Origin of the sequence: Actinomycetospora corticicola (assembly GCF_013409505.1) — a bacterium.
Taxonomy (GTDB): Bacteria; Actinomycetota; Actinomycetes; order Mycobacteriales; family Pseudonocardiaceae; genus Actinomycetospora; species Actinomycetospora corticicola.
Window position 1 is genome coordinate 249,382 of sequence record NZ_JACCBN010000001.1, and the last position, 24,670, is coordinate 274,051.

The 24,670-nt window shown below is 73.3% G+C and carries 30 protein-coding genes and 2 tRNA genes; 19 read left to right on the forward strand and 13 right to left on the reverse strand.

What is annotated here, in order from left to right:
• Nucleotides 1-62: 62 nt before the first annotated feature.
• Both BJ983_RS01160 and BJ983_RS01165 read left to right on the forward strand, forming a co-directional pair.
• Nucleotides 63-1,727, forward strand: a complete 1,665-nt coding sequence (locus BJ983_RS01160; protein WP_179792116.1) for an AMP-binding protein — start codon at nucleotides 63-65, stop codon at nucleotides 1,725-1,727.
• A 2-nt stretch (nucleotides 1,728-1,729) separates the two neighbouring features.
• On the forward strand, nucleotides 1,730-2,746 hold the full coding sequence (locus BJ983_RS01165; RefSeq protein ID WP_179792117.1) for an LLM class F420-dependent oxidoreductase: 1,017 nt from the start codon (nucleotides 1,730-1,732) through the stop codon (nucleotides 2,744-2,746).
• A gap of 66 nt (nucleotides 2,747-2,812) precedes the next feature.
• On the opposite strand, the gene BJ983_RS01170 is transcribed toward BJ983_RS01165, so the two are convergent.
• Nucleotides 2,813-3,430 carry a TetR family transcriptional regulator gene (locus tag BJ983_RS01170; protein WP_179792118.1) on the reverse strand — a complete coding sequence of 206 codons (618 nt, stop codon included), beginning with the start codon at nucleotides 3,428-3,430 and terminating at the stop codon, nucleotides 2,813-2,815.
• 100 nt (nucleotides 3,431-3,530) lie between these two features.
• Between BJ983_RS01170 and BJ983_RS01175 the strand changes: the two genes are divergently transcribed.
• Nucleotides 3,531-4,094 carry a DUF308 domain-containing protein gene (locus tag BJ983_RS01175; RefSeq protein ID WP_179792119.1) on the forward strand — a complete coding sequence of 188 codons (564 nt, stop codon included), beginning with the start codon at nucleotides 3,531-3,533 and terminating at the stop codon, nucleotides 4,092-4,094.
• Between the two features lie 8 nt (nucleotides 4,095-4,102).
• Here BJ983_RS01175 and BJ983_RS01180 read toward each other — a convergent pair whose 3' ends face one another.
• Complete coding sequence (locus BJ983_RS01180) at nucleotides 4,103-5,026, reverse strand: phosphotransferase (RefSeq protein WP_179792120.1); 924 nt, start codon at nucleotides 5,024-5,026, stop codon at nucleotides 4,103-4,105.
• A gap of 126 nt (nucleotides 5,027-5,152) precedes the next feature.
• Between BJ983_RS01180 and BJ983_RS01185 the strand changes: the two genes are divergently transcribed.
• Nucleotides 5,153-5,602 carry a DUF4262 domain-containing protein gene (locus tag BJ983_RS01185; protein ID WP_246325504.1) on the forward strand — a complete coding sequence of 150 codons (450 nt, stop codon included), beginning with the start codon at nucleotides 5,153-5,155 and terminating at the stop codon, nucleotides 5,600-5,602.
• Here BJ983_RS01185 and BJ983_RS01190 read toward each other — a convergent pair.
• Nucleotides 5,542-6,207, reverse strand: a complete 666-nt coding sequence (locus BJ983_RS01190; protein ID WP_343053595.1) for a Dph6-related ATP pyrophosphatase — start codon at nucleotides 6,205-6,207, stop codon at nucleotides 5,542-5,544. The two genes, BJ983_RS01185 and BJ983_RS01190, sit on opposite strands and share 61 nt — an antisense overlap.
• A 102-nt stretch (nucleotides 6,208-6,309) precedes the next feature.
• Here BJ983_RS01190 and BJ983_RS01195 point away from each other — a divergent pair, with 102 nt between their 5' ends.
• From BJ983_RS01195 to BJ983_RS01210, 4 genes are all read left to right on the forward strand, one after another.
• Complete coding sequence (locus tag BJ983_RS01195) at nucleotides 6,310-6,606, forward strand: WhiB family transcriptional regulator (RefSeq protein ID WP_179792121.1); 297 nt, start codon at nucleotides 6,310-6,312, stop codon at nucleotides 6,604-6,606.
• Between the two features lie 44 nt (nucleotides 6,607-6,650).
• The gene (locus tag BJ983_RS01200) at nucleotides 6,651-6,884 is read left to right on the forward strand and encodes a PASTA domain-containing protein (protein WP_179792122.1); all 234 of its coding nucleotides are present in this window, start codon (nucleotides 6,651-6,653) and stop codon (nucleotides 6,882-6,884) included.
• 279 nt (nucleotides 6,885-7,163) lie between these two features.
• Entirely contained in the window at nucleotides 7,164-7,688 is a 525-nt protein-coding gene (locus BJ983_RS01205) for an excalibur calcium-binding domain-containing protein (protein ID WP_179792123.1), read from the forward strand.
• A complete protein-coding gene (locus BJ983_RS01210) occupies nucleotides 7,688-8,260 on the forward strand; it encodes a sortase domain-containing protein (protein ID WP_179792124.1) in 573 nt (190 codons plus the stop codon). Before BJ983_RS01205 ends, BJ983_RS01210 begins: the two co-directional genes overlap by 1 nt.
• Nucleotides 8,261-8,264: 4 nt before the next feature.
• Here BJ983_RS01210 and BJ983_RS01215 read toward each other — a convergent pair whose 3' ends face one another.
• Nucleotides 8,265-9,341, reverse strand: a complete 1,077-nt coding sequence (locus BJ983_RS01215; protein ID WP_179792125.1) for an enolase C-terminal domain-like protein — start codon at nucleotides 9,339-9,341, stop codon at nucleotides 8,265-8,267.
• An 83-nt stretch (nucleotides 9,342-9,424) separates the two neighbouring features.
• On the opposite strand from BJ983_RS01215, the gene BJ983_RS01220 reads away from it, so the two are divergent.
• Nucleotides 9,425-10,822: an FAD-dependent oxidoreductase gene (locus BJ983_RS01220; RefSeq protein WP_179792126.1), complete on the forward strand. Its 1,398-nt coding sequence runs from the start codon at nucleotides 9,425-9,427 to the stop codon at nucleotides 10,820-10,822.
• Between the two features lie 2 nt (nucleotides 10,823-10,824).
• Here the strand turns inward: BJ983_RS01220 and BJ983_RS01225 are convergent, their stop codons facing one another.
• Nucleotides 10,825-11,739: an SEC-C domain-containing protein gene (locus BJ983_RS01225; RefSeq protein WP_179792127.1), complete on the reverse strand. Its 915-nt coding sequence runs from the start codon at nucleotides 11,737-11,739 to the stop codon at nucleotides 10,825-10,827.
• 400 nt (nucleotides 11,740-12,139) lie between these two features.
• Nucleotides 12,140-12,550 carry a DUF6069 family protein gene (locus tag BJ983_RS01230; RefSeq protein ID WP_179792128.1) on the reverse strand — a complete coding sequence of 137 codons (411 nt, stop codon included), beginning with the start codon at nucleotides 12,548-12,550 and terminating at the stop codon, nucleotides 12,140-12,142.
• Between the two features lie 133 nt (nucleotides 12,551-12,683).
• Between BJ983_RS01230 and BJ983_RS01235 the strand changes: the two genes are divergently transcribed.
• The 3 genes from BJ983_RS01235 to BJ983_RS01245 are packed head-to-tail and all read left to right on the forward strand — an operon-like array spanning nucleotide 12,684 to nucleotide 14,188.
• Entirely contained in the window at nucleotides 12,684-13,391 is a 708-nt protein-coding gene (locus BJ983_RS01235) for a DUF4253 domain-containing protein (RefSeq protein WP_343053599.1), read from the forward strand.
• 30 nt (nucleotides 13,392-13,421) lie between these two features.
• Complete coding sequence (locus tag BJ983_RS01240) at nucleotides 13,422-13,844, forward strand: hypothetical protein (RefSeq protein WP_179792129.1); 423 nt, start codon at nucleotides 13,422-13,424, stop codon at nucleotides 13,842-13,844.
• Nucleotides 13,841-14,188 (forward strand): DUF5615 family PIN-like protein, encoded by a 348-nt coding sequence (locus BJ983_RS01245; RefSeq protein WP_218890046.1) that lies wholly within the window; start codon nucleotides 13,841-13,843, stop codon nucleotides 14,186-14,188. Before BJ983_RS01240 ends, BJ983_RS01245 begins: the two co-directional genes overlap by 4 nt.
• A 6-nt stretch (nucleotides 14,189-14,194) precedes the next feature.
• On the opposite strand, the gene BJ983_RS01250 is transcribed toward BJ983_RS01245, so the two are convergent.
• Complete coding sequence (locus BJ983_RS01250) at nucleotides 14,195-14,461, reverse strand: helix-turn-helix domain-containing protein (RefSeq protein WP_179792131.1); 267 nt, start codon at nucleotides 14,459-14,461, stop codon at nucleotides 14,195-14,197.
• A 48-nt stretch (nucleotides 14,462-14,509) separates the two neighbouring features.
• Here BJ983_RS01250 and map point away from each other — a divergent pair, with 48 nt between their 5' ends.
• Nucleotides 14,510-15,280 (forward strand): type I methionyl aminopeptidase, encoded by a 771-nt coding sequence (gene map, locus BJ983_RS01255; protein WP_179792132.1) that lies wholly within the window; start codon nucleotides 14,510-14,512, stop codon nucleotides 15,278-15,280.
• A 3-nt stretch (nucleotides 15,281-15,283) separates the two neighbouring features.
• Here map and BJ983_RS01260 read toward each other — a convergent pair whose 3' ends face one another.
• The gene (locus BJ983_RS01260) at nucleotides 15,284-15,991 is read right to left on the reverse strand and encodes a 2OG-Fe(II) oxygenase (protein WP_343053601.1); all 708 of its coding nucleotides are present in this window, start codon (nucleotides 15,989-15,991) and stop codon (nucleotides 15,284-15,286) included.
• A 47-nt stretch (nucleotides 15,992-16,038) separates the two neighbouring features.
• Nucleotides 16,039-17,163: a cytochrome P450 gene (locus tag BJ983_RS32000; RefSeq protein ID WP_179792133.1), complete on the reverse strand. Its 1,125-nt coding sequence runs from the start codon at nucleotides 17,161-17,163 to the stop codon at nucleotides 16,039-16,041.
• 73 nt (nucleotides 17,164-17,236) lie between these two features.
• Between BJ983_RS32000 and BJ983_RS01270 the strand changes: the two genes are divergently transcribed.
• From BJ983_RS01270 to BJ983_RS01295, 6 genes are all read left to right on the forward strand, one after another.
• Nucleotides 17,237-17,785, forward strand: a complete 549-nt coding sequence (locus tag BJ983_RS01270; protein WP_179792134.1) for a TetR family transcriptional regulator C-terminal domain-containing protein — start codon at nucleotides 17,237-17,239, stop codon at nucleotides 17,783-17,785.
• A 29-nt stretch (nucleotides 17,786-17,814) separates the two neighbouring features.
• Nucleotides 17,815-18,597 (forward strand): class I SAM-dependent methyltransferase, encoded by a 783-nt coding sequence (locus BJ983_RS01275; protein WP_179792135.1) that lies wholly within the window; start codon nucleotides 17,815-17,817, stop codon nucleotides 18,595-18,597.
• Between the two features lie 62 nt (nucleotides 18,598-18,659).
• Nucleotides 18,660-19,097: a VOC family protein gene (locus BJ983_RS01280; protein WP_179792136.1), complete on the forward strand. Its 438-nt coding sequence runs from the start codon at nucleotides 18,660-18,662 to the stop codon at nucleotides 19,095-19,097.
• Nucleotides 19,097-19,738, forward strand: a complete 642-nt coding sequence (locus BJ983_RS01285; RefSeq protein WP_179792137.1) for a winged helix-turn-helix transcriptional regulator — start codon at nucleotides 19,097-19,099, stop codon at nucleotides 19,736-19,738. Before BJ983_RS01280 ends, BJ983_RS01285 begins: the two co-directional genes overlap by 1 nt.
• Before the next feature lie 88 nt (nucleotides 19,739-19,826).
• Nucleotides 19,827-20,351, forward strand: coding sequence for a hypothetical protein (locus BJ983_RS01290; protein ID WP_179792138.1), 525 nt, complete (start codon nucleotides 19,827-19,829; stop codon nucleotides 20,349-20,351).
• Entirely contained in the window at nucleotides 20,348-21,226 is an 879-nt protein-coding gene (locus tag BJ983_RS01295; RefSeq protein WP_179792139.1) for a hypothetical protein, read from the forward strand. The genes BJ983_RS01290 and BJ983_RS01295 overlap by 4 nt, the downstream gene beginning before the upstream one ends.
• 14 nt (nucleotides 21,227-21,240) lie before the next feature.
• Here BJ983_RS01295 and BJ983_RS01300 read toward each other — a convergent pair whose 3' ends face one another.
• From BJ983_RS01300 to BJ983_RS01315, 4 genes are all read right to left on the reverse strand, one after another.
• Complete coding sequence (locus tag BJ983_RS01300; RefSeq protein WP_179792140.1) at nucleotides 21,241-23,343, reverse strand: transcriptional regulator; 2,103 nt, start codon at nucleotides 23,341-23,343, stop codon at nucleotides 21,241-21,243.
• A 2-nt stretch (nucleotides 23,344-23,345) separates the two neighbouring features.
• Nucleotides 23,346-23,418 (reverse strand) — tRNA-Ser (locus BJ983_RS01305).
• 134 nt (nucleotides 23,419-23,552) lie between these two features.
• A tRNA-OTHER gene (locus tag BJ983_RS01310) sits at nucleotides 23,553-23,622 on the reverse strand.
• Nucleotides 23,613-24,572: a LysR substrate-binding domain-containing protein gene (locus BJ983_RS01315; protein ID WP_179792141.1), complete on the reverse strand. Its 960-nt coding sequence runs from the start codon at nucleotides 24,570-24,572 to the stop codon at nucleotides 23,613-23,615. Before BJ983_RS01315 ends, BJ983_RS01310 begins: the two co-directional genes overlap by 10 nt.
• Nucleotides 24,573-24,670: the final 98 nt, after the last annotated feature.

Here is a 24,670-nt window from a genome sequence, read left to right on the forward strand (position 1 = left end):
TTGCGTTCACCGGGGTCCGCTGGCAATGCTGCACGTCACATCGCAGCGGCAGGGAGGCCCGGGTGGACATCGACGCCATCACGTTCGACGTCACGACGCTGCGGGGCCGCCGGGCCGTGCACCGCTGGGAGCGCACGTCGGTCGGTGACGTCTTCGAGCGGTTGACCTGGAGCTACCCCGACAAGGTCGCCCTCGTCGGCCGTCCCGGGGCGTTCGCCGACGAGCGCTTCGCGTCCGTGACCTACCGCGAGGCCGATCGCACGGCCAACCAGGTCGCGCAGGCGCTCATCGGTCGCGGGCTGCAGCCGGGCGCCCGGGTGCTGCTGTTCTGCGAGAACTCCGTCGAGGCGTACCTCGCGAAGGTCGGGATCGCGAAGGCCGGTCTGGTGGCGATGCCGCTCAACCCGAACCTCGCCCCTGACGTCGTCGAGCACCTCATCGCCCACGCCGAACCCGAGTTCGCGATCGTCGACGCCGAGACCTGGCCGCGCGCCGCCCGTGCCTTCGAGGCAGCGGGCCTCGCACCTGGCGTCACGATCGCGATCGGGGGCGAGCCGGTCGAGGGGAGCTCCTCCTTCACCGCGTTCGTCGACGCCGCGAGTGACGCCGAGCCCGACGTCGAGATCCACGGCGACGACATCTGGGAGATGCTCTTCACCTCGGGGACCACCGCCATGCCCAAGGGCGTGATGATCTCCCATTCGGCGAGCCACTTCGCGGCGCTGAACTTCGCGCTGTCGCTGACCCGGGGGACCGGGCTGGAGAACGAGGTCCGCGTCGGCACCTATCTGCCGATGATCTACCACGTCGGCGAGCTGATCTTCGCCCTCGGCGCGTTCGTCGCCGGCGGCACGCTGGTGCTGGGGCGGCGCCCGATCCCGGGCGACGTGGCGCGCGCCGTCGCCGAGGAGCGGATCACCGCGCTCTGGGCCGGCTCCCCGCAGTTCGTCACCGCGCTGACCAAGGAGTTCGAGGGGCTCGACGTCTCCAGCCTCGGCGTCCTGGTCTACGGCTGGGGAGCGCTCCCGCCGGAGGTCTACGACCGGCTGATGCAGCAGGCGGGCGACCCCGTCGTCCTCGGCATCTTCGGGCAGACCGAGGCCATCGCGTGCTATCGGTTCTGGCCGCGCCGCTGGCCCGAGACCTACGCGGCCACGGCCCCCGTCGTGAACTATGTCGGACTGCCGAGCCCGCTGCTCGCCTCCGACGTGTTCGACGACGACGGGGTCTCGCTGCGCGACCGCCCGGGGGTGCCGGGGGAGGTGGTCTACCGGACCCCGACCGTCACCGCCGGCTACTACAAGAACGAGGAGGCCACCCGCGAGGCGTTCCGCACCGGGTGGTTCCACTCCGGCGACAGCGCCGCGTTCGACTCCGACGGGCTGCGCATCGTGGTCGACCGCATCAAGGACATCGTCAAGACCGGCGGCGAGAACGTGTCCAGCCTGCGGGTCGAGGCGGCGCTCTACGCGCACCCGGCGGTCGAGCGGGCCGCAGTGGTCGGGCTCCCGCACGAACGGTGGGGCGAAGCGGTCGCCGCGGTGATCGTGGCGCGGTCCGAGGTGACGGCCGAGGACCTGATCGCGCACTGCCGCGAGCGGCTCGGCGGCTATGAGACGCCGAAGGCGGTCGTGTTCACCGACGAGCTGCCCGAGACCGTCGGCGGGAAGATCCTCAAGTACAAGCTGCGTGCGCGGTACGCCGACCTGTTCTCGGCCACGGTCTAGACGTGCGGATCGGCGTCAACGTCGGGCACTTCGCGGGCGCCCCGCCGGCCGACCTGGCCGCGCGGCTGCGGGAGATCGACGACCTCGGCTTCGCCTCGGTGTGGTTCGCCGAGGCGTACGGGTCCGACGTGTTCACCCCGCTCGCGTTCGCCGCGGCGCTGACGTCGCGGGTGCGCCTTGGGACCGCCGTCGCCCAGGTCCCCGCGCGCACCCCGGCGGCGACGGCGATGGCCGCGACGACGCTGGACCACCTCTCGGGCGGCCGCGTGGTGCTCGGCGTCGGCGCCTCCGGTCCGCAGGTGTCGGAGGGCTGGCACGGCGTGCCCTACGCGCGCCCGCTGGCCCGGACCCGCGAGTACGTGTCGGTGATCCGCCAGGTCCTCGCGCGCGAGGCGCCGGTGCGCAACGACGGGCCGTACTTCCCGCTGCCCTCACCCGGCTCCGAGCTGGGCAAACCGCTGCGCTCGTCGTTGCACCCCTACCGCCCGGGGCTCCCGGTGCTGCTCGGGGCGGAGGGTCCGCGCAACGTCGCCCTCTCGGCCGAGATCGCCGACGGCTGGCTCGCGATGTTCTTCGCGCCGGCCTTCGACGCGGACTACCGCGCGGCTCTCGACGACGGGTTCTCCCGCCGCCCGGGCGGGCGCCCCGAGGGCTTCGAGGTGGTCGCGACCGTGCCGGTGGTGATCGACGACGACGTCGAGCGCGCCGCCGACCGGCTCCGTCCCGACCTCGCGCTCTACATGGGCGGCATGGGCGCCCGCGGAGCGAACTTCCACCACGACGTCTTCGTCCGCATGGGCCACGGCGACGTCGCCGCGCGGGTGCAGGAGCTCTACCTCGATCGGCGCAAGGACGAGGCCGCCGCGGCGATCCCGACGGAGCTGGTGGAGCAGGTGTCGCTCCTCGGTCCGGTCTCGCGGGTGCGCCGCGAGCTGGACCGATGGGAGTCGACGGTCGTCGACGAGATCGCGATCCAGGGCCTGCCCGACGACCTCGCGGCGGTCGCGCGCCTGCTCTGAGCCCCCTGCCTCGTGGCAGGAAAGCGTCGTTGCTGGCGTCCAGTGGCAGGTTCTATACATCGTCGATCAGGACGGCAGGTGCGGCCGGCTCCCCGAGACGTGCACGACGGTGATCAGTCCCTCGACGCCGCGGAGGAAGGTGTCCCCGACGTCGTCGGTGGCGTCGATCGACGCAGCGCTCATCGCTCCGTCCCGGAGCATGAGGAAGTGCCGGGCGGCGCGACCGGGCCGTGCCCCGGGGCCCTCGTCGCGGTAGACCTCGGCGAACAGGTCCTCGAGGGCGCCGACGAACCAGGCGCGGTGGGCGACGACCTCGCGGTGCACGGGGTCCGTCGGGTCGGGGAACTCGGCCGCCGCGCGGAGGAAGGCGCACCCGCGGAATCCCGGGCGGGTCAGGTCGTCGTCGATCGAGCCCGCGATGGTCCGCAGGGCGTCCGCGGCCGTCGCGGAAGCGCTCGTGGCCGCGTCCACCGCGTCCCGGATCTGCGCGTCGGCACTGCGCAGGTACGCGAGGACCAGGTCCTCCTTCGACGGGAAGTGCCGGTAGAAGGTCGCCCGCGTCACCCGGGCCTCGGACACCAGCCGGTCGACGCCGACCGCCCGGATGCCCTCGCCGTAGAACAGCGCGCCCGCCGTCGTGAGCAGGCGCTCGCGGGCCTCGGAACGCGCTTCGGTCGACGGCACGGTCCGACGCTAACAGAAAGAACGATCGGTCTTGCGGGCTGCGAGGTGTTGGTGCAGAGTCGACAACAGAAAGAATGGTCGTTCTACCTGAGGAGTCTCGATGTCCACCTCGGTGTCCGCCCCTGCCGCGCCGGCCTCGACCGGTCGCGAGCAGGTGCCGCTCCTGCTCGCCCGGGTCGTGTTCGCGCTGGTCTGGGCCGTGATCGTCGCGGTCGTCGCACCCGGGATCGGCTGGGGCGCGGCGATCCTGCTGGCGTTGTATCCGCTCGGGGACGTCGTGCTCGTGGGACTGGACGCACGTTCGGCGGGGTCGACGGCCCGGGTCGGACTGGCGGCCAACGCGGCGCTCAGTGCCCTCGCCGCTGTGGCTCTCGCACTGGCCGCGACGCAGGACGTGCCGAGCGTGCTGCGGGTGTGGGGAGCCTGGGCAGTCGTCGCCGGGCTGGGGCAGCTCGTCGTCGCGCTGTCCCGACGGCGGGTGCGGCGCGGTCAGTGGCCGCTCGTGGTGAGCGGGGCGCTGTCGGTCGTCGTCGGGGTCGCCTTCGTCGTCATGGCCGCCGGTCCGGCTCCCGAGCTGACGCCGGTGGCCGGGTACGCGGTGGCCGGCGCCGTGTTCGCCCTCGTCGGGCTGCTCCGTCTCCGGCACTCCTCGACGGCCGCCTGAGGAGTCGGTCAGGCGCCCGCCCGCCGCAGGCGCTCGGCCGCCTGGTCGGCGAGAGCGGTTCCGGCGACCGGCGGGTCGGCGTGCAGCGCCTCCCATCGGGCGTTGTGGGCGGCGGGCCACAGACTCGCGGCCCAGGCGACCTCGCGCTCCTCAGCGCTGAAGACGCGTCGTCGGGACGTCTCGTACGCGGCCAGGAACGCCTCCGAGCTCGCGATGGGCGCGAGCGTCGGTGGTCCGGTGCTGCGGGAGAACGTTCCGCTTGCCGCGCCGACGAGGGCGGCCTCGGGCTGGTGGGCGAGGCTGTCCCAGTCGTGCACCGCCCAGATCAGGTCGCCGCGCCAGCGAAGGTTCTGCGCCTCGTAGTCCGCATGGCCGAGGACCCGGGGGAGTGCGGCACCAAGGAGCCGGGCCCGGACTCTCGTGGCCGTCGCGACGACGTGGTCCGGAACACGGTCCTGTTCCAACGCGTCGAGGGCCGCGACGGCGGGCCACAGGCTCGGCCCCCGGTGGTCCCACGCGGCCCATCGCGGGTTCGTGGGCGGCGGGGCGACGTCGAGGTGCTCGAGCTCGCCGATGATGCGGGCGAAGACGGCTGCGTATCGCGCGGCGACCTCCGGGGAATCCCCGCGGAGTACGTCCCCGCCCGGGCGGTGCTCCTCGGCGTGGACGGCGAGCGAGCCGACCCGGGTGACGCCGGTCAGTGGCCTGGCGCAGGGGAAGCCGCGGGCCGCGAGCCCGGACTGCGCTTCGACGCCGGCCACCGCGCACCCGTCGTCCGGACGTGCCTTGAGGACCGCGACCGACCCGTCGTGGAGCACGACGCCCAACACGTCCGACATCTGCTCGAGCCGGAACAGGACGTCGACCGGCTCGGCGCCGAGGTGGCGGCGGCACCAGCCCGGCGCCCAGCGCGGGAGGTCGTCGATCGGCACGACGTCGAGCGTGACACGGCGAGAATGTCGGACCCCTCGGGCACACTTCGAACATATGTTCGATGATTGGAGGGTGCGATGTGCGGGATGTGCGACGGGTCGACCCGGGCCGCGGAGCTGCGGAAGATGAGGGACCTGGTCGATCGGTACGGCTGGGCCCTCCAGTTCGTGGACGGGGATCGGGTCCGGTCGCCGTGGGCGTACACGGTCGGTCTCGTGCGGTACGGCCTGCCCGAGTTCGTGGTGACGGGGTGGGAGCCGGAGCGGGCCGGGTCGCTGCTGAACGACACGGCGCACGGCGTGGCGTGTCACGACGAGCGCTGGGAGCCCGGCCAGCAGTTCCGGCTGGCCGACGACACCCGGGTCGAGGTCGTCGAGCTGTCCCGGCCCGACGTGCACCTGACGACGGCGGCGCTGCTGTTCCCCGAGGAGCGGCTGCGGGCGCTGCAGCTGGTCTGGTCGGACGGCCGGCGGCGCTGGCCGTGGAGTGCGCGCTTCAACGACCGCCGGGGCGGTCAGCCCGTGCTCGGTCCACGCAGTGCGAGGGGGACGTATCGGAAGCCATCCCGGTCGTAGGGCTCCCCGGCGGCGGCGTCCAGGGGATGGGCGAAGCCCGGCCCGTCGGTGACGAACGTGTGGAACTCGCCGTTCTCGCCGCACGGGTCGACGTCCTGTGGGAGGTCGCGGAGGAGCTCGTGGTCCCACACCCGCCCGACGATCTCCGGCGGCGCCTGCGAGGGGTCGACGCACACGACCACCGCGCGGAGCCCGGCCGCGAGCATCTCGTGGGCGAGGGCGGCGGTCGGTCGCCCCCACAGCGGGAACCGGGCGGCGAGTCCGGTGCCGTCGAGCGCGCGTTCGCGGTAGGCGCGGATGTCGGCGAGGAACAGGTCGCCGTAGATCAGCTCGTCGACACCGTCGGCGCGCAGGTCGGCCAGTGCGCGCCCGGTGAGCGCCTCGTACGTCTCGTTCGGACACGGCCACGGCAGCTCGACGGTTTGCAGGGGTAGACGCAGGGCATCCGCCTGTGCATGGAGGCACGCGACGGGCACCCGGCTCATCGCCACGACCCCGTCGGTGACGGTGGTGAGGAGGCCGCTGACCTCGAGGTGTGACCGCACCTCGTGCAGCGCCAGAGCACCGTCCTTGCCGCACGACCAACTCACGAAGGCGCTCGCCACGGCCCCACCGTAGGCCGGGCGATTTGCGCCTCGCTGGGGCGGTTCGGCGCTCTACCGCGGGGTAGCCTCGTGGTCTACGACGTCCTGTAGGAGGTGCTCGTCGTGGCTGATGTTTCCCGCCTGCCCGCGGCGTTGGTGGCCCACTGGGACTGGCAGCGGCACGCCGCGTGCCGGGACCTGAACCAGGAGATGTTCTTCCACCCGGACGGCGAACGTGACCCGTCCCGGAGCAAGCGCGTCGCCGACGCCCGGGCCGTGTGCACCACGTGCCCGGTGCTCGAGGCCTGCCGGTCCTGGGCGCACGCCGTCCAGGAGCCGTACGGCATCTGGGGCGGCGAGAGCGAGGACGAACGCCGGGCCGCGCTCCGCCGCGAGCGCTCCACCACCCCGGCCGCCTGATGGCGGCCGACCCCACGCACTCCGACAAGACCGGGAGGTCGACCGTGTCCGAGGACACCGCCACCACATCGTCCCGCCCCGCCGCGCGGGTGCCCGAACTGACCGGGGTCCCGGTGTCCGAGGCGCACGACCGCGCCCTCGACGCCGGACTGCTCGCGGTCCCCGAGAACGCCTTCCACACCGCCGCCGGCCGGGCCCACGTGGGTCGTCAGGACCCGGAGCCGGGCACGTCCGTCGAGACCGGCTCCATCGTGCGGATCTGGATCAGCTCGGACTGACCCGCTCGACCACCCCGTGCCCGAGAAACGGGGTGGTCGGTCGGTTGTGACGGACCCGCGTGTCCGGTTCGTGACGTCAAGTGACACCCTCCCGTCACCCGAGAGAGGATCTCTCTCGTGGTTCCGAGGGGGGAACCCATGAACCGTCCGTCACGCGTCGGCCTGTTGGCCGTCGCCACCGTTGCGGGCGCTCTGCTCGTCGCTGGCCCTGCCATCGCGCAGGACAAGCCGCCGGTGGGCTCGAGTCAATGCACCGACAAGGTTGAGAAGGACGCCTCGGTGACCACCGCGGCGGACGACGCCGCTAAGGAACAGGCGCGTCAGGCCGCTGAGGCCAGTCTCTGCGCGGAGGAAGCCCCGGACGGTGCAGCGACGGCGCCCGACTCGCAGACGTCGGACTCCACGTCGGAGGACCCGCCGGTTGAACCGAACACCGAGCCGGACGCGGAGCCCAACGCAAAGCCGAACGCGGGCACCCCGTCGGCGAACCGCCGCGTGGTCCCCGGCAACGACGCGCCGACCCCGAAGCGCGCCGGTCGCCCCGCGGGCGACCGTGACTGCGCGGACTTCGCGACGCAGCAGCAGGCGCAGCGGTACTTCGAGTCGATCGGCGGCTCGGCCACCAACAACGCCGACCGCCTGGACGCGAACGGCGACGGCGTCGCGTGCGAGAGCCTCGCCGACGACGGCGACAACCAGGACGCCGAGGCCACGGCCACCGGCGACGACGGCTCGACCGCGAAGACCTCCGGCGACCAGGTCACCGAGGTCCCCGAGGGCTCGGCCCAGACCGGGGGCGCCTGATGTCGCGTCGCACCACCACAGCGATCGTCCTGCTGGCCGCGCTCCTCGCGCTGGTCACCACCGCGTGTTCCGGCGGTTCCGATGACACGGGTGAGCCCCTGGCCGCGAGCCAGCAGAGCGCCGCGGGCGTCGTTCCCGGCTATTCGGTCTCGATCCCGAAGCTGAACGAGACCTCCCAGCTCATCGGTCTCGGGCTCAACGCCGACAAGTCCATCCAGGTCCCGCCGCTGGCCGACCCGATGCAGGCCGGGGTCTACACGAAGGGCCCGATGCCCGGGCAGACCGGCCCGGCGGTCGTCCTCGCGCACATCAACGCGAACGGCACGCCCGGGTTCGGGGAGGGCTTCCACACGCTCACGGCCGGCGACACCATCACGGTGACCACCCCGTCGGGGCCGGTCGACTTCGCCGTGACCCGCACCGAGACCGCGCCGAAGGCCGAGTTCCCGACCGCCGACGTCTACTCCGACACCACCGGTCCGGAGCTCAGGTTGATCACCTGCGGCGGCACGCTCGACCGGAACGCGCACAACTACCTCGGGCAGACGATCGTCTTCGCGAAGAAGGTCTGACCGTTCAGGCGCGGTACCGGTCGACTGCGTCCTCGTCCCACTCCACCCCGCTGCCCGGCTCGTCGGCCAGGACCACCGACCCGTCGACGACCCGGGCGGGGGAGCGGAGCACCCCGGCGGCCACGTCGAGGTACTCGAGCAGGAACGCGCTCGGCGTGACGGCGAGCAGGGCGGCGCTGATCTCCGGCCAGAAGTGGCTCGACACCGGCCGTCCACAAGCGTGGGCCACGGGTGCCGCTCGCAGCCAGCCCGTCACGCCGCCGATGCGGGCGACGTCGAACATCGCGTGGTCGCCGGCGTCGGCGCGCAGGCTCGCCGTCATCTCGTCCTCGCCCCACCAGCTCTCGCCGAGCTGGATCGGCGTCGACACGGCGGCGCGGATGCGGGCGTGGCCCGCGGCGTCGTCGGCGCGGGTCGGCTCCTCGACCCACAGCAGGTCCTCGTCGGCGAGCGCGTGGATGCGCCGGATCGCCTCGGGGACGGGCAGCGTCTGGTTGAAGTCGACGGCGAGCTCGGCGTCCGGACCGACGGCCTCGCGCAGCGCCGCGATGACCTCGCGGTCCCGGGCGAGCCCGGCCGATCCGACCTTCACCTTGTAGGCGCCGAACCCGAGCCGGGCCAGCTCGCGCGCCTCCACCCGGACGTCGTCGGGAGCCATCCGCCGCAGACTCCCGTACGCTCGCACCGGCTCGGGCGAACCGCCGAGCAGCCGCACCAACGGCAACCCGGCGCGTCGGGCGAGCACGTCCCAGAGCGCCATGTCGATCCCGGAGATCGCCATGGTGGCCAGTCCCTGCGGACGCAGCAGCCGCAGCCGCGCCCGCAGGTCCGCCTCCACCGCGCGCGGGGCGTCGGACGTCCCGACGACGGCCGCGCCCAGCTCGGTGACCAGGCTCGTCAGCGCCGGCAGCACCATCGGCGTGTAGCAGAAGAGGTAGGCGTGGCCGACCACGCCGTCGGAGGTCTCGACGTCGATGAGCACCAGCGGCGCCGTGGGCACCTCGCCACTCGCCGTCTGCAACGGCGGGTCGAGCGGGGCCAGGACCGGGCGCGCGTGGACCGACCGCACCGTCGTCGTCATGGCCCGCATTCTCTGCCACCTCAACGTATAGCCGCCGGGGGGACTTGCCACAAGACGGCCCCTCGCCCGCACACTTCGCGGCCGTGATCGACGTACTCATCGTGGGGGCCGGACCGACGGGGACGATGCTGGCCGCGGAGCTGCGGTTGCACGGCGTGGACGTCGTGGTCCTGGAGAAGCGCGCGAGCGCGACCTGGCGGGCGGGGGGACTCGGCCTGCACGTGCGCAGCGTCGAGCTGCTGGACCAGCGTGGGCTGCTCGGCCCCTTCGAGGCGGAGGCCACGCGGTTCAGCGTCGGTGGACCGTTCGCGGGCATCGCGTTGCCCTGGCCCGACGACCTCGACACCACACACCCCTACGGCCTCGCGATCCGGCAGGAGAAGATCGAACGCCTGCTCACCGAGCACGCGCTCGAGCTCGGCGCGGAGATCCGACGCGGGGTCGAAGTCACCGGACTCGACCAGGACGACGACGGGGTCACGGCCACCCTCGCCGACGGCGACACCCTCCGGACCCGCTACCTCGTCGGCGCCGACGGCGGCCGCAGCGCCGTGCGTGCCGCGGTCGACGTCGGCTTCCACGGCGAGCCGTCGACCGCCGACACCTACCTCGCCGACGTCGAGCTCACCGAGGACCCGACGGAGGTCGTTGCCGAGCTCCGGAAGACCCACCTCCGCTTCGGGATCGCGCCCCTCGAGGGCGGCGTCTCCCGGGTGATCCTGCCCGCGGCCGATGTATCCGACGGCCCGCAGCCGACGTTCGAGGAGTTCCTCGAGCGGCTGCTCGCGTTCGCGGGCACCGACTTCGGGGCGCACTCACCACGCGGCGTCTCTCGCTTCGGCACCGGCGACCAGCTCGCCGATGCCTACCGCGTCGGACGGGTGTTCCTCGCCGGCGACGCCGCGCACGTCCACCCGCCCACCGGCGGGCAGGGCCTGAACCTCGGCGTCCAGGACGCGGTCAACCTGGGCTGGAAGCTCGCCGCGGCCGTCGACGGGTGGGCTCCGGACGGGCTGCTCGACTCCTACGAGGCAGAACGCCGTCCCGTCGCGGAGGCGGTCGTCGACAGCACGCGCGCCATGGTCGCGCTGCTCCGGGAGGACCCGCAGACGGCCGCGCTCCGGGCCGTGCTGACCGAGGTCGGACAGCTGCCCGGAGTGAGCCGCCACCTGACCGGGCGGATCACCGCGACCGGTGTGCGCTACGACCTCGGCTCCGCGGACGACCGCGTCGGTCGCCGCATGCCCGACGTCGGGATCGGCCCGGACCGGCTCTACGCGCACCTGCACCGAGCTCGCGGAGCCCTGCTCGACCGGACCGGCCTCGCCGTCGGGAGCTGGTCCGATCGCGTCGACCGCCTTCCCGACGGCGGGGGTGGTCCCGAGTCGCTGCTCCTGCGGCCCGACGGCCATGTGGCGTGGATCGGCTCCGACCAGTCGGAGCTCGACGAGCACCTCGGCCGGTGGTTCGGGGCGCCCTGACCTCAGGCGCGTCCGCGCGGGAGGCAGCACTTCTTGTACTTGGCGCCCGAGCCGCACCAGCACGGGTCGTTCCGCCCGGGCGGCCACTCCAGCTCGGGCCCGGGCGCCGGGGCGGCGTCCTCGTCGTCGGCGAGGAGGGCCGCGAGCAGGTCGGGCGTGCCGACCTCGACGAACGGCAGGTCCGTCGGGTCGCTCTCCTGCAGGTCGCGCTCGATCATCGCGCGGTGCTCGTCCCAGGTGGCCCCGAGCTCCTCGGCCGCGTCCGGCTGCGCCTGCAGGAGCCGGTCGAAGGCGGTCTGCGGCCAGTAGATGTAGTCGGGACCGTTGTCGTCCATCTGTTCGGCGACAGCGTCGGCCTCGTCGTAGGGGAGCCCGAGGTCCCGCCGAACATGAAAGCGGCGGACCGCCAAGGCGGACTCGATCTCCCGTGCCTCGTCGGACGGTGGTCCCGGTTCCGCCCGCTCGACGATCTGCACCGCAGTGACGAGCGCTGCCGTCAACCACTCCTCGGCGAGCTCGGCTCGGTCGTTCTCGAGGAGCGCCTCGGTGACGTACACACTCGCCATCTCGTCGCGGGTGAGCTGCGGACGGAGGGCGTGCAGCTCGCGCATGCCCTCGTCCTCCCGTCCGAACTGCAGCAGGAGCTCCGCGTGCCGGGCGCGCGTCCAGTTCTCGTCGCTCGAGCCCCGCGCCGCGCTCACCGACCGCGCCGAGAGCGACAGCGCGAGGTCCCCGTCGTGCAGGCCCTCGGCGAGGTCGGCCGCCAGTCCGAGGGCGTAGGAGGCGAGGTCGGGTTCGGCGAGCCGGTCCTCGTCGACCGCGGCCACCAGCTGGTCGATGTACGGCCGGGGGTCGTCCGAGGCGATCGCGTCGGAGCTGATGCCGGTGAGGTCGTCCTCGGTCAGTGCGGGTGCCACGCGCGGAACGGTAGGGGTGTGTGGTCCGGGACGGGGCGGTGGGCCGGATCCCGCCCCGCGAGGAGTACATGGGGCAGGTTCTCCGGCCGCTCGCCCTGCATGGCGTGAACCTCGCGGGATAGCCGGGGCGGCCCGATCCGCGAGGGTGACAAGGAGCAGGTTCACACGCTGCTCGACCTGCATGACGTGGACCTCGCGGGAGAGCCGGGGCCGGCCCGTTCCGCGAGGGTGACAAGGGGCAGGTTCGCAGGCTGCTCGACCTGCATGGTGTGGACCTCGCCGACGGAGGCGGAGCAGGCCCGGGCCGAACGCCTAGACAGTTGATCATGTCGAGCGCGACGTCGCACTCGACATGATCAACTGCCTAGGCATGGGCCCGGCACCCGCCGTCGGGAAGGCCTCAGGCGGCGAGGCGGCGGGCGATCACCGGGATCACGATCGCCGCGGCGACGAGGTGGGTGACCATGAGCAGCAGCTTCGTGGCCGTCGCGGCGTCGACGAGGACGTCGGGCACGAGCGAGAGCGCGGTGAGCACCACGGTCGTGCGGACGAACGCGGTGCGCGGGCTGCGCGCGGTGCGGGCGAGGACCAGGGCGAGCACGAGGCCGATCACCGAGAAGATGGCGGTCAGCGAGGCGAAGCCGGGCACCGGGATGGGGGCGCCGGCGACGTCGAGGCTGATCCCGACGGCGAGGCCCGCGGTGGCGACGGCCGAGGTCGCGATCGACGCGGCGACGGTGGCGGCGAGCCCGCCGAGGATCAGCGAGGCGGTGCGGGTGGTGGTGGCGGCGGGAGCGGTGAGGACGGACATGGTGGCCTCCGAGGGCTGGTGACCGGCCTCGTGCCGGTCTCTCACCACGGCGTCGAACGGATCCGTCGTCCTTCGACAGGGCTTGCGAAAAACTTTTCGGAACCGTTCGGGCGTCGCCGGACTCCAAGGGAGTGTGAGCCTCTCTGACACCGCGCCCGGGATCGTCGAGCTCCACGGGACGCCGGATCCGACGTCGTATCGCCGCCTGCTCGACGACGTCGGGCGCACCCGCCGTTGCCCGGTCCTCTTCGGCTTCCGCGCCGTGGAGAGTGCCGGCGGCATGCCGGTGCCCGACGACCCGTGGGCGGCGGTCGACGCGACCGACGCCCACGCGGTGCTCGAGGACTGGTGGCCGGGGCCCTACACGCAGGACTGCCTCTGCCTCGACCCCTGGGTGGACGCGTTCCCGCCCCGTCCCGACGGCGGGCCCGACCGGTCGCGGGACGCCACGACCCTCCGGGCGGCCGCAGCGTGCGCCCACGACCTGGGCCCGTACTCGGACCTGGCGGTGATCGACGCGGCGCGGCCGGCGGACGTGCCGCTCGCGGTGCGGTGGTCGGGCCCGTGCAACTACCCACGGATCGACCTGGTCGGCCTCACCGCCGTGCTCCGCAGTTGGGAGGACCGTTTCGGGGCGATGCTCGTGCGGCTCGACGGCGCCACCCTGACGCTCACCGTCGCCCACCCGCCGCGCACTACCGCCGAGGCCGAGGCGCTCGCGGCGGAGCACTTCGCGTTCTGCTCGGACCAGCAGGACCCGCAGAACGGCACCGTGCTCACGCCGCGGTCGTACGCCGCGACGATCCGCGGGGCGGACACCTGGCGCTTCTGGTGGGACTGAGTGGCGTCATCGATGCACTACATTGACGACATGACCGCTCCGCTGTCGGTCCGCTTCGACCGCGACGTCCTCGACCGGCTGCGTCAGCACGCTGCTGCCATCCCCGGTGCGACGCCGTCCGGCCTCGCCCAGCGGCTCGTGGACGAGGGCCTGCGCATGGCCGAGCACCCCGGCGTCGTCTTCCGCGACGGTCCGGCCGGGCGGCGGGCCGCGCTCGTCGTCGGGCCCGACGTCTGGGAACTCGTCGTCTTCCTCCGCGAGATCGACGACCGGGGCGAGGCCGCGGTCGTCGCCGCGACCGAGACCTTCGGGCTCCCGGCGTCGGCGGTCGCCGCGGGGGTGCGCTACTACACCGCGTTCCCGACGGAGATCGACGCGTGGATCGAGGAGTCGCAGGCGGCCTCGGTACGCGTGGAGGAGGAGTGGGAGCGCCGACGGGCGCTTCTGGCATGAGCGCCGAACGACTGTTGCTCGACGAGATGTTCTCCCCGCAGCTTGCGCAGGCTCTTCATGACGACGGGTTCGACGTCCGGGCGGTCGCGGGCGATCCGTCGTTGGCGGCTGCGTCCGACGTCGACGTGGCCACGTGGGCTGCTCGCGACGGTCGGCGGGTGCTCACCGAGAACGTGCGCGACTACGTCCCGCTCGTGTCCGCCCTGGAGCCTCCGCTCCGGCTGCTCCTCACCAGCTCACGCAGGTACCCCCGCTCGCGGCGCAACCCGGCGCCGCTGCTGAAGGCGCTGACCGACTGGCTCGGCGCCGGGGTCGACCGCGGGCCGATCGAGTGGCTCCCGTAGGACGACTCAAGCCGACCGGGAGATCTCCGGCGCCGGTCGGCAGGCCCGGACGAGCTCGTCCAGCGGCAGCGACAGCTCCGTCGCGAGGGCCGCGATCGTGAAGAACGCCGGCGTCGGCACGCGGCCCGACTCGATCTTGCGCAGCGTCTCGACCGGCATCCCGACCGCCGCGGCCACCTCGGTCATCGACCGCAGGCCGCGTGCGGCGCGCAGCACCTCACCCAGTCGGGCCCCTCGTTCACGTTCGTCCGGGGTCAGCGGCACGCGCACCATGACCGTGATACTAATACCGGGATAGTTATCCCGTCGTTGGAGCGAGTCATGATCGAGATCAAGAACCGCCACGAGATCGAGCTGATGCGCGAGGCCGGTCGGATCACCGCCCAGGCGCTGCAGGCGGCGAAGGCGGCGGCGACCCCCGGGATGTCGCTGAAGGAGCTCGACGACGTCGCCGCCGAGGTCATCGCGGCCGCCGGCGCCGAGCCGCTGTTCCTGAACTACCGGCCGAGCTCGGCCTCGACGCCCTTCCCGGCCGTCGCCTGCATCAGCGTCAACGACGCGATCGTCCACGGGATCCCGAACAGCTACGTGCTGCAGGACGGCGACCTCGTCAGCGTCGACTGCGGCGCACGCCTCCACGGCTGGAGCGGCGACGCGGCGATCAGCTTCGTCGTGGGGGAGCAGCGCGACGACGCCGATCAGCACCTCATCGACACGACGTCCGCCGCCCTCCAGGCCGGCATCGACGCCGCGCAGCCCGGCAACAAGATCGGCGACATCGCCCACGCCATCGGCACCGTCGCGCGCGGCGCCGGATACGGGCTGATGGAGGGCCACGGCGGGCACGGGATCGGCCGTGAGATGCACGAGGCCCCGCACGTGCCGAACGAGGGCCGGCCGAACCGGGGGTACCGGCTGCGCCCCGGCCTGGTCCTCGCGATCGAGCCGATGCTCATCGCCGGCGGCACCGACGAGTACCGCGAGGACGACGACGGGTGGACGCTCCGCACGGTCGACGGCACCCGCGCCGCGCATGTCGAGCACACGGTCGCGATCACCGCGGACGGGCCGCAGGTCCTCACGTCGGCCTGAGGATCACGCCGCGTCGTGGAAGATCAGGCCGAGGACGTGCCGTGATCCGCTGTGCACCGTCGACACCCCGTGGCGCATCTGCACCCGGTGATGTCCGCGGGTCCCGCGCCGGGGGCGGTGGTGCACCGGGAACACGACCGCGTCGCCCTGTCGCGGACGCACGACGGTGGCCTTCGACTGCTGCCGCGGCCGCTGCTCGACGAAGACGCTCTCCCCGCCGGTGAACTCGACATCCGGTTCGCTCAGCATCACCAGGACCTGCAGGGGGAAGACGAGGTCGCCGTAGAGGTCCTGGTGCAGGCAGTTGTAGCCGGTCGGTCCGTACCGCAGCAGCAGCGGCGTCGGCTTCGTCTGCCCCGCGGCGGCGCACTGCGCGCGGTACTCGGCGTGCGTGGCGGGATAGCCCGGCTCGTCGAGGATGCCGGCCCAGCGGTTCGCCACGGCGGCGAGGCGCGGGTAGAGGCCGGTGCGCAGCTCGGCGACGACGTCCGGGAGCGGGTCGGCGAAGTAGCGGTAGCGGCCCTCGCCGAAGGAGTGTCGCGCCATCACGACGGTGGACCGGAAGCGCTCGTCGTCGTCGAACATGGCCGCCAGGTCCCGACAGGTCCCTTCGTCGAGCAGGCCGGGCAGCGTCGCGACGCCCTGCTCGTCGAGGGCGGTCCCGAGGGGGTCATCGACGTCGTCGGGCAGGGCGAGCTGATCGAGGGTCACACGAGACAGAACTCCGCCGCCCCGCCCGCCGTTGCGGTCGCCCGCCGTCACCACCGCACCGGCAGTGCCAGCGGTCCGTGGTCGACGAGTCCGCGGTGCCAGGGAATCTCGCCGATCGGTACGTCGAGCCGCAGTCCGGGCAGTCGTCGCGCCAGGACCGGGAGCACCGCGGCCAGCTCCGCCCGGGCGAGCGCCGCGCCGAGGCGGAAGTGCGGTCCGTGGCCGAAGCCGAGGTGCTGCTCCCGCCGCCCGGGGCGGAACGACAGCGGGTCGGGGAAGCGCGCCGGGTCGTGGTTCGCGGCCTCCAGCGACACCAGCACCAGGTCGCCCGCCGCCACCGTCACGTCGCCCAGGACGAACTCCTCCGACGCGAACCGCGGGAACGGCTCCGTGCCCGCGCGGCGCACGACCTCCTCGACCAGCGCCGGCACGTCCCCGCCGTCGAGCTCCGCGAAGCGGCCCTCGTCCAGGAGTCGCACCACGGCCTGTACCAGGGCGTTCCGCACCGTGAGCGTCCCCGCTGCCAGGAGGACCTGCACCAGTGCGACCAGCTCCTCGTCGTCGAGTCGGCCGTCGTCGGCGTCGCGGGGGGCGAGGAGATCACCGAGCAGATCGTCCGCCGGAGCAGCTCGCCGGGCTGCGACCAGCTCCGCGACGAACCCGCCGAGCGCGTCCCACGCCGTGGTGTCGCCGCTCATCGGGTCGGCGACGAGCGCAGCGTCGACGATTCCCCGGAAGCGCTCGCGCTGCGCCGGCGGGAGGCCGATCAGCTCGCCGATCACCGCGACCGGCAACGGCGCCGCGAGCGCCTCGACCAGGTCGACCGGTGGGCCGGCTGCGACGGCCCGGTCCACGTACTCCTCCGCGAGCGCTTCGAGACGAGGCGCCAGCGACGCGACCCGCGCCGGCCGGAAGGCGCCCGCGACGAGGCGACGCAGCCGCGCGTGGGCGGGTCCGTCCTGGAACAGCGACGCCCGCACGTCGACCTCCGTGCCCGGCGGGGTGAGGTCCAGGCGGGGATCGGCGAGGACGGCGACGGCGAGTTCGGCGGAGGTCACGTACCAGGCGGGCCCGAACGCCGTCGCGATGCGCACGACCCCGGCCTGCCGCAGCTCCGCGTGCTCGGGTGGGGGAGTGATCGGGTCGGGCCGGGACAGCGGAAGCTCCGGCACGGCGTCCTCCTTCACGTTGCGACTGCAATGTGAACAGCATGACGTTGCACCTGCACCGTGGCAAGGTGGGTCCGTGCCGAAGAAGGTCGATCACCACGCACGCCGGACGCTGCTGTCCGACGCCCTGATGCGGGTCGCGGCCCGCCGTGGACTCGAGGACGTGAGCCTGCGCCACGTCGCGGCCGAGGCGGGCGTGACCGCCGGGATGGTCCAGCACTACTTCCGCACGAAGGACGAGATGATGGTCTTCGCGCTGGGTGCGGTGCGGGAACGTGTGGAGCGTCGGCTCGCCGACGGGCCGGAGCCGGAGGATTCCCGACGACGGGTCGAGGCGCTCCTCGTGCAGCTCCTGCCTCTCGACGAGGAGCGCACGCTGGAGGCGCACGTCAGCCTCGCGTTCCAGGCCTACGCGGCGGTGAAGCCGGACATCGCCGTCGAGCTGCGCGCCGACACCGCACGGATGCGTGCGGGGCTCGCGGTGTGGCTCGGGGACGCGCCGCTGCATGCCACCGGACTCCTGGCACTGGTGGAGGGCCTGTCCCTGCAGGTCCTCGGGCAGCATCTGTCGGGCGACGAGGCGCTCGCCGTGCTCCGGAGTCAGCTCGACCTCGTGCTGGGCTGAACCGGCCTGTCGTCGGGAAGTCCCTGCCCATGACGGTCCGGCTGGAACGCGAACAGCGCACGATGCTGTGGACGTTGACGATGCACGCCCACGACGCCGCGTCCGCGCATCCGATCCTGGGTGACCGCTACGCCGCCGACCTGCTCGCCCGCGTCGACGACCCACCGGACCTCGGGCTGAGCCTCGGCGGCAACACCCCGCTGATCTGCGCGCGGGCGAAGCTCATCGACGACGCGGCGCGGACGTGGCTGGCGCAGCACGACGAGGCGGTGGTGCTGCACCTCGGGTGTGGGCTGGACAGCCGGGTGCTGCGGCTCGACCCTGGGCCGGGCGTGCGGTGGTTCGACGTCGACCAGGAGCCGGTCATCGACCTGCGGCGCCGCCTCTACGCCTCGGCACCCTCGACCACCGTCGCGGGTGACGTCACCGACCCGTCGTTCTTCGAGCAGTTCCCCGACGACGGGCCTCGCCTCGTGATCGCCGAGGGCCTCCTCATGTACCTCGATCCGACGGGGGTGAGAGCCGTGATCGACGGCGCGTTGACGCCGGGGAGCACGCTCGTAGCGGACACGGTCGCCCCGTGGGTCACGTGGGTGGCGGGCCTGCAGCCGGCGATGCGGGCCGCGGACACGAGCTTCCGGTCGTCGACGGCCGACCTCGCGCGGGTCGCTCCGAGGCTCGTCGACGAGCAGTCCCTCGTCGACGCGACGGCCACCCGGACCGACGGGCTGACGTCCACGACGGTCCGGCTCTTCGCCTTGGTGCCTCACGCGCGCTACGCCATGGTCCTACAACGATACGAGACTCCTTGACGGCTCGCTTGTTTTTTTGCAAGTGTCTCCGCTCTCAGCCACAGCGATGTCGGGGAGCCCCGATGACCAGCATGTTCGTCAACCTGCCCGTGACCGACCTCGACCGGTCGAAGGCCTTCTACGAGTCGCTCGGGTTCCGGATCAACCCGGCCTTCACCGACCACAACGCGGCGTGCGTGGTCGTGGAGGAGGACCACAACTTCTTCATGCTGCTCATGCGCGACTTCTTCCAGACCTTCACCGACCGCCCCATCGGCGACCCGTCGAAGGACGTCTCGGTGGCCACCGCGCTGATGCTCGACAGCCGGGACGCCGTGGACGCCACCGTCGCTGCCGGCCTCGGGAGCGGCGGCACCGAGGCCCGTCCGGCCTCGGACTACGGGTTCATGTACCAGCGCCAGCTCACCGACCCCGACGGCAACGTCCTCGAGTTCGGCTGGATGGACCCGAAGGCCGTCGAGCAGGGCCCCGAGGCGTTCATGGCCGACCAGCAGGGCTGATGGCGCCGCGGGAGTACGGGCAGTACGACGGGGTCACGCGGGCGCTCGAGCTCGTCGGCGAGCGGTGGGCCCTGCTCATCGTGCGTGACCTGCTCGTCGGACCCCGGCGCAACGGCGAGCTCGCCGCGGGCCTGCCGCGCATCCCGAGCAACATCCTCGCGGCCCGGCTCAAGGAGCTGCAGGCGGCCGGGATCATCCGTCGGGTGCCGCGCTCGCGGGTGATCATCTACGAGCTCACGCCGTACGGCCGCGAGCTCGAGCCGATCGTGCTCAGCCTGTCGGCGTGGGGGTTCAAGGCGCTGGGCGACCCGCGGGAGGAGCAGGTCATCACCCCCGACTCCATGACGATGGCCCTGCGCTCGGCCTTCCGCGCGCAGGTGGCGGCGTCGTTCCCGGCGACGGCGTACGCCGCCCGCCTCGGCCCGGCGGAACTGCTGATCCGGGTGGACGGGCCGTCGCTGGAAGTGGCGCGGGGTGACGGTCCGGCCGATCTCGCCTTCGCCGCCGGCACCGACATCCGCCGCGTCCTGTCCGGCGAGCTCGCGCCGGAGCGGGCGATCGCGGACGGCGTCGTCGAGGTGATCCGCGGCCCCGGGGTGCTGCTCGACCGTTTCGCGGAGACGTTCCACCTGGCGGCGTGATCCCTCGTCCTGGCGACGTCAAGAGCAGTTCCACGGGTGCGCCCTCAGGTGCCCCGGTGGATGCTGCTCCACGGTCGAAGGGGGAGACATGGGACTGTTCCGACGCAGGGCCGTCGCGCCGACGGCGCCGCCCGAGCTCGAGCTGGACGGCGTGCGCTACCGGCAACATCACGCCTCGAGCCCGGACCCGGAGAACTTCTTCCACCTCTACCTCCCGTCGGAGGAGGACCCGACCCGGTTCCGACGACGGGTCCAGCTCGACGTCCACACCACGCGCGGCCTGACCCCGGCCACCGTCCTGGGGCACTGGCTGCCGGTGCACGCCGCCCGCCACGTCGGCCCGGCCGAGATGAATCACGCGGCCTTCACGGCGAACGACGGCAGCGGCGAGTACGTGCTCGACTTCCTGCTGAACCACCACGAGGCAGGCGTGGATGCCTGGGAGTGGAACGCGGTGCGGGTCATCCCGCACCGGGTCGGGCTCGTCGTCCTCGCGTGGACGCATCGCGCGTACGGGGACGAGGTCGATCAGTTCCTCGCCGGTCTCGGCGACCAACGCCCGGTCCTGCTCGAGCGGCTGATGGCCGCCCCGGTCCCCGAGGTGACGGCGTGAGGCTCCCGGAGCGGGTGGCGACGCTGGTCGAGTGGATCGTCGCCGACACCATGGAGGGCCTGCAGGCCGGGAACGCGCCCTTCGCGCCCCACCTCATGCTGCTCGACGACCGACCGGGGCCGCGCGACCGGACCCTGCAGCACACCCGGTTCGGCCCCGACCTCGCCGAAGGTCTCGAGCAAGCCAGGGCATCGGTCGGGCCGACCACGCCCGCCACCGCGTACGCCATCGCGTGGGACGGCTACGCGACCGTCAACGGCGAGCGCAGCGACGCGGTGCTGGTGGAGGTGGGTACGGGCGACGAGCCCGACGCGTGGCTGCTCGCCCAGCCCTACGGCACGGTCGCGCGACGCTTCCGTGGCTCGCGGACGGAGCGTCACGGGGACCTGCTGGAGGTCGACCGGCCCGGGTCGCGGCTGGCCGACATCGTCCCGGTCTGGCCCGACCGGCTCGAGCCGGCCGGGATCGTCCACGAGCTCGCCTGGACGTCGAACCCGGTGCCGGGCCGACACAAGGCCGAGTACGTCCCCGTCGGCCAGCAGGTCGACGCGTTCACCGAGATGGTGCTGCTCGAGATCGACACGCGGTCCCCGGGGGCGTCGGCGTGGGCGGCGATGCTGCTCGACGTCCTGGCCGACAGCGAGCTCGACGTCGTGCACCGCGAGGCCGGCGACGACGGCTCCGGCGGGGTCCTGGTCGAGTTCCTCCTGCGTACCGAGCGGTTCCTGGAGTGGAACGCCCAGCGCTACGTCGACCACCCGCTCGGCGTCGTCATGCTCGGGGTGGTCCGCCGCTTCGCCGACGGCTCCGGCCCGACCGACCGGGACACCGTCCTCGCCGACCTGCGCGCGATGCCCGTGCCCCCGCTGCGGTAGCGGCGGACAGAGGGTCAGCCCACGGCAGGGTGCGGCCCGCCGGCCACCCAACCGAGGAACGGGTACCGGCCGAGGTCGGCGGCGACGCGCGGTGCCCGGGTCCCGGAGAGAAATGCCCCCTCGTGCACCCTCCGCAGCGCGTGGACCAGGGGCTGCACCCCCTCGTCCACGGGTGACGCGAGGAACGTCGCCGTCGCCTCAGGCCCGGCCGCCGTCAGGTGGAAGACCAGCTGCCGCCACGCGTTCGCCGCGACCCGGACCGACCGCAGCGCTCCACGGCGGCCCGGCGCGTGGCGGGCGTCGCGGAGGTGCACGGTGACCACCCGGAGGCTCTCCCGTGCCGCGGCCTCCCAGTCGATCCGCACGCCGAGCGGACCGGCCAGCACGATCAGGTTGTGGGTGGTGAGGACCTGCGCCTGCTCGATCACCGCGCCGTTGCCCGCCACGCTCCACTCCGGGTCGCCCGCGCGGTCCCGGCAGGCCGCGGAGAACTCGTCGGCGGTCCACTCGTGTCGCCGCCCGTAGTACCGGGCGTAGAGGGTGCCGTCGAGGAGGTCGCCGGCCAGCGACGCCGCCCGCGCGAACGTCCGGGAGAACCGTCCCTCGAAGATGTCGGCCGCCAGCTCGGGGACCAGTGGGAGCTCCGCGCCCGACGCCCGCCCGAGCACCTGCAGCTGCTCCATCAGCGGGTTCGGCATCGGCGTCGCCGGGAAGTTCGCGAGCGCCAGCTCGCCGAGGGCGACCAGCCGGGCGCGGCTCGGCGACACCGCACCGGGCCGCCGACGGTCCTGCACCGCCGCGATCCACGGCAGCTCCTCGGCGCGGACCTGCGCCGCGAGCCCGGTCAGCAGCAGGGAGCGCCGCGCGGCGAAGGCGCGCAGGCCCGTCGCCAGGAGCGTTCGCGACGCCGGGTCGGGTGCGTCGGCCGCGACGGCCTCCGCGGTCAGGGTCGGGGTGAGCTCGGCGAGCACCTCGGCGGAGGGGATCGTGCCGTCGGCGACGAGGTCCTCGACGGTGCCTCGCCGGGCCCGGCGGACGAGCCTCGCGACGGCGGCCGGCACCGGCTCGTCGTCGGGAAGGGCGGGGAGTTCGCGTGACGTGACCGGGCCGAGCAGCGCCTCGGTGTCGTCGATCCCGACGAGGCCCTCGAGCCGGCGGCCGACGACCTGCGCGAGCTGCGGGTGCGTCGGCTGCGCGGCGACGCGGGCCTGCTCGGCGCGCTCCGGTGGGCGAGGGGTCATGCGCGGCAGCCGCACTGCGAGCAGCGGGAGCACCGCGTCGTCGTGGAGGGCGCGGAGCATGATCGCGAGGTTGTCGTCGGGTCGGTGCGGCTTGTCGCAGAGCCGGTGGTGTTCGGCGAGCTCGTCGAAGCGTCCCTGCAGTGCCTGGGAGGCCTCGACCCATTCGGGCGGACGGTGGGCGCCGACCCACCCGTCGCGCACCGTGGCACGCCAGTGCTCGACGAGCTCGTCGCGCAGCGGGTTCCAGACGGCGAGCGTCTCGCGCATCCGTGCGATCTGCGGCCGCTCCTGCTTCGTGTCCAGCGCCTTGCGCGTCTCGGGCACCGTCTGCCGCGCGACGAGCCCGACGACGGGTGCAGCCGCCGCTCGCGGGGTGAAGCGGAGGCGGTCGGCCCAGGGGCGCAGTTCCGCGACGAGACGGTCCGCGGCGAGGTGCTCGCCGATCCGGTGCAGCCAGGCGACCGTGAGCAGCGCGGTCTCCTCGGGCTGCTCGGCGCGGTAGCACCCGTCGTCGAGAAGGGCGTGGAGGTTGGCGAGGCCGGCGGGGGAGAGGGCGTGGTCGAAGAGCGCCCGACGGTCCTCGGGCAGGCCGTACCTGCTCGCGGTGGCGCGTTCGTCGTCGGCGAGCGCGCCCTCCGCGGCGAGCCGTCCGGTGGCGAAGCCGCCGCGCACGACCTCCGGCGTCGCCCACACGGGGGCGCCCTCGACGGGTGCGCGGGAGCCGATCCGGACGCGGCCCGCCTCGGTGTTGCGCAGGACGTCGTTCCACCGCTGCACCCGCTGCTGTGCGCGTTCACGGGTGGCGGCGTCGGGGTGCTCGAGCGCCGTCACGAACGCGGCCCGGCGCTGGGCGCGGGCGTACTCGTGTCCGGTCATCGGCGGCGTGGCAGGTGCTGCCCCTGCGCCCCTCGGGTTTCGAGCCCGGTGCTCTGGCTGTTGAGCTACACGCCGTGTGGTGCTGGCGGTGACGGTACGAGAGCCGGCCTCGCGATGGAGGGCATTTCCAGCGAGTCGACGTCCGGGTGCCAGCGAGACCTACGTCAAGCATGCCCAGGTGGATGTGCCCGACGTCCACCTGGGCTCGGCGGCGCGGCAGGTGCTGCCCCTGCGCCCTCCGGGTCCGAGCCCGGTGCTCTGCTGCTGAGCTACACGCCGTCGGGGCCTGCGATGGCGCCCCGTGTAGAGCGTACGAGAGGGGACGGATCCTCGGAGCCGGACTCCCGCCGGAAGGTCTCGACCGCCCGGCGCAGCGCCGCCAGGCCAGGCGACCGGTCGTCGGCGCGCGTGCAGAGCGAGATGGGGCACGGCTCGGCGTCGAGAAGGGGGAGGAAGACCACCTCGGGGTGGCGGTAGCTGTCGGCGACGGAGCCGCCGGTGATGGCGACGGCCCGGTCGGCGGCGACGACCTCGAGCAGCTCGTCGAGGGTGTGCACCACCGGCCCGTAGCGGACCGGACGGCCACTCGGTCGCGGGTCGCAGGCCCACCAGCGGACCCACGCGCGGTCGGTCTCGTCGTCGTCGACGTGGGGGTCGTCGTCGAGGTCGGACAGCTCGACCGACGTCCGCGTCGCGAGCCGGTGGCGCGTCGACAGGGCCACGACCCGCGGCTCGTGACGGACCACGTCCAGACACAGCCCCTCGCCGTAGACGACGGGTGGGCGCACCAGTGACGCGTCGACGGTGCCGGCGCGGACCGCCTCGGCCTGGTCGGGCCACGTCAGCTGCACGAGCTGCACGGACACGTCGGGGACCTCGCGCTCCATCTCCTCGAGGATGCGGCGGGTGTGGGTGCCGGTCGCGGCGGTCATGAACCCGAGCCGGAGGACGCCCGTCGTCGAGCGACGGTAGGCGTCGACCGCCGCGACCGCACGGTCCGCCGCCGCGAGCGCGACCCGCGCCTCGGCGAGGAACCGACGTCCGGCCTCCGTCGGGACGACGGGGTGCGCGCTGCGGTCGACGAGGTCGACCCCGAGCTTCCGTTCGAGCGTCCGCACCTGCTTGCTCAGCGCCGGGCCGCTCACGTAGAGCCGCGCGGCGGCGCGTCCGAAGTGTCCCTCGTCGACCACGGCCGCCAGGTAGCGCACGAGGTGCAGGTTGAGGTCCACGCGGACGAGTGTGCCAGGTCACCAACACCAAGAGCTCCTGAGCAGCGGTGATAACCATCCGGTTCACGGCGAGGACGAGAAGTGTCGTGGACGGAGTG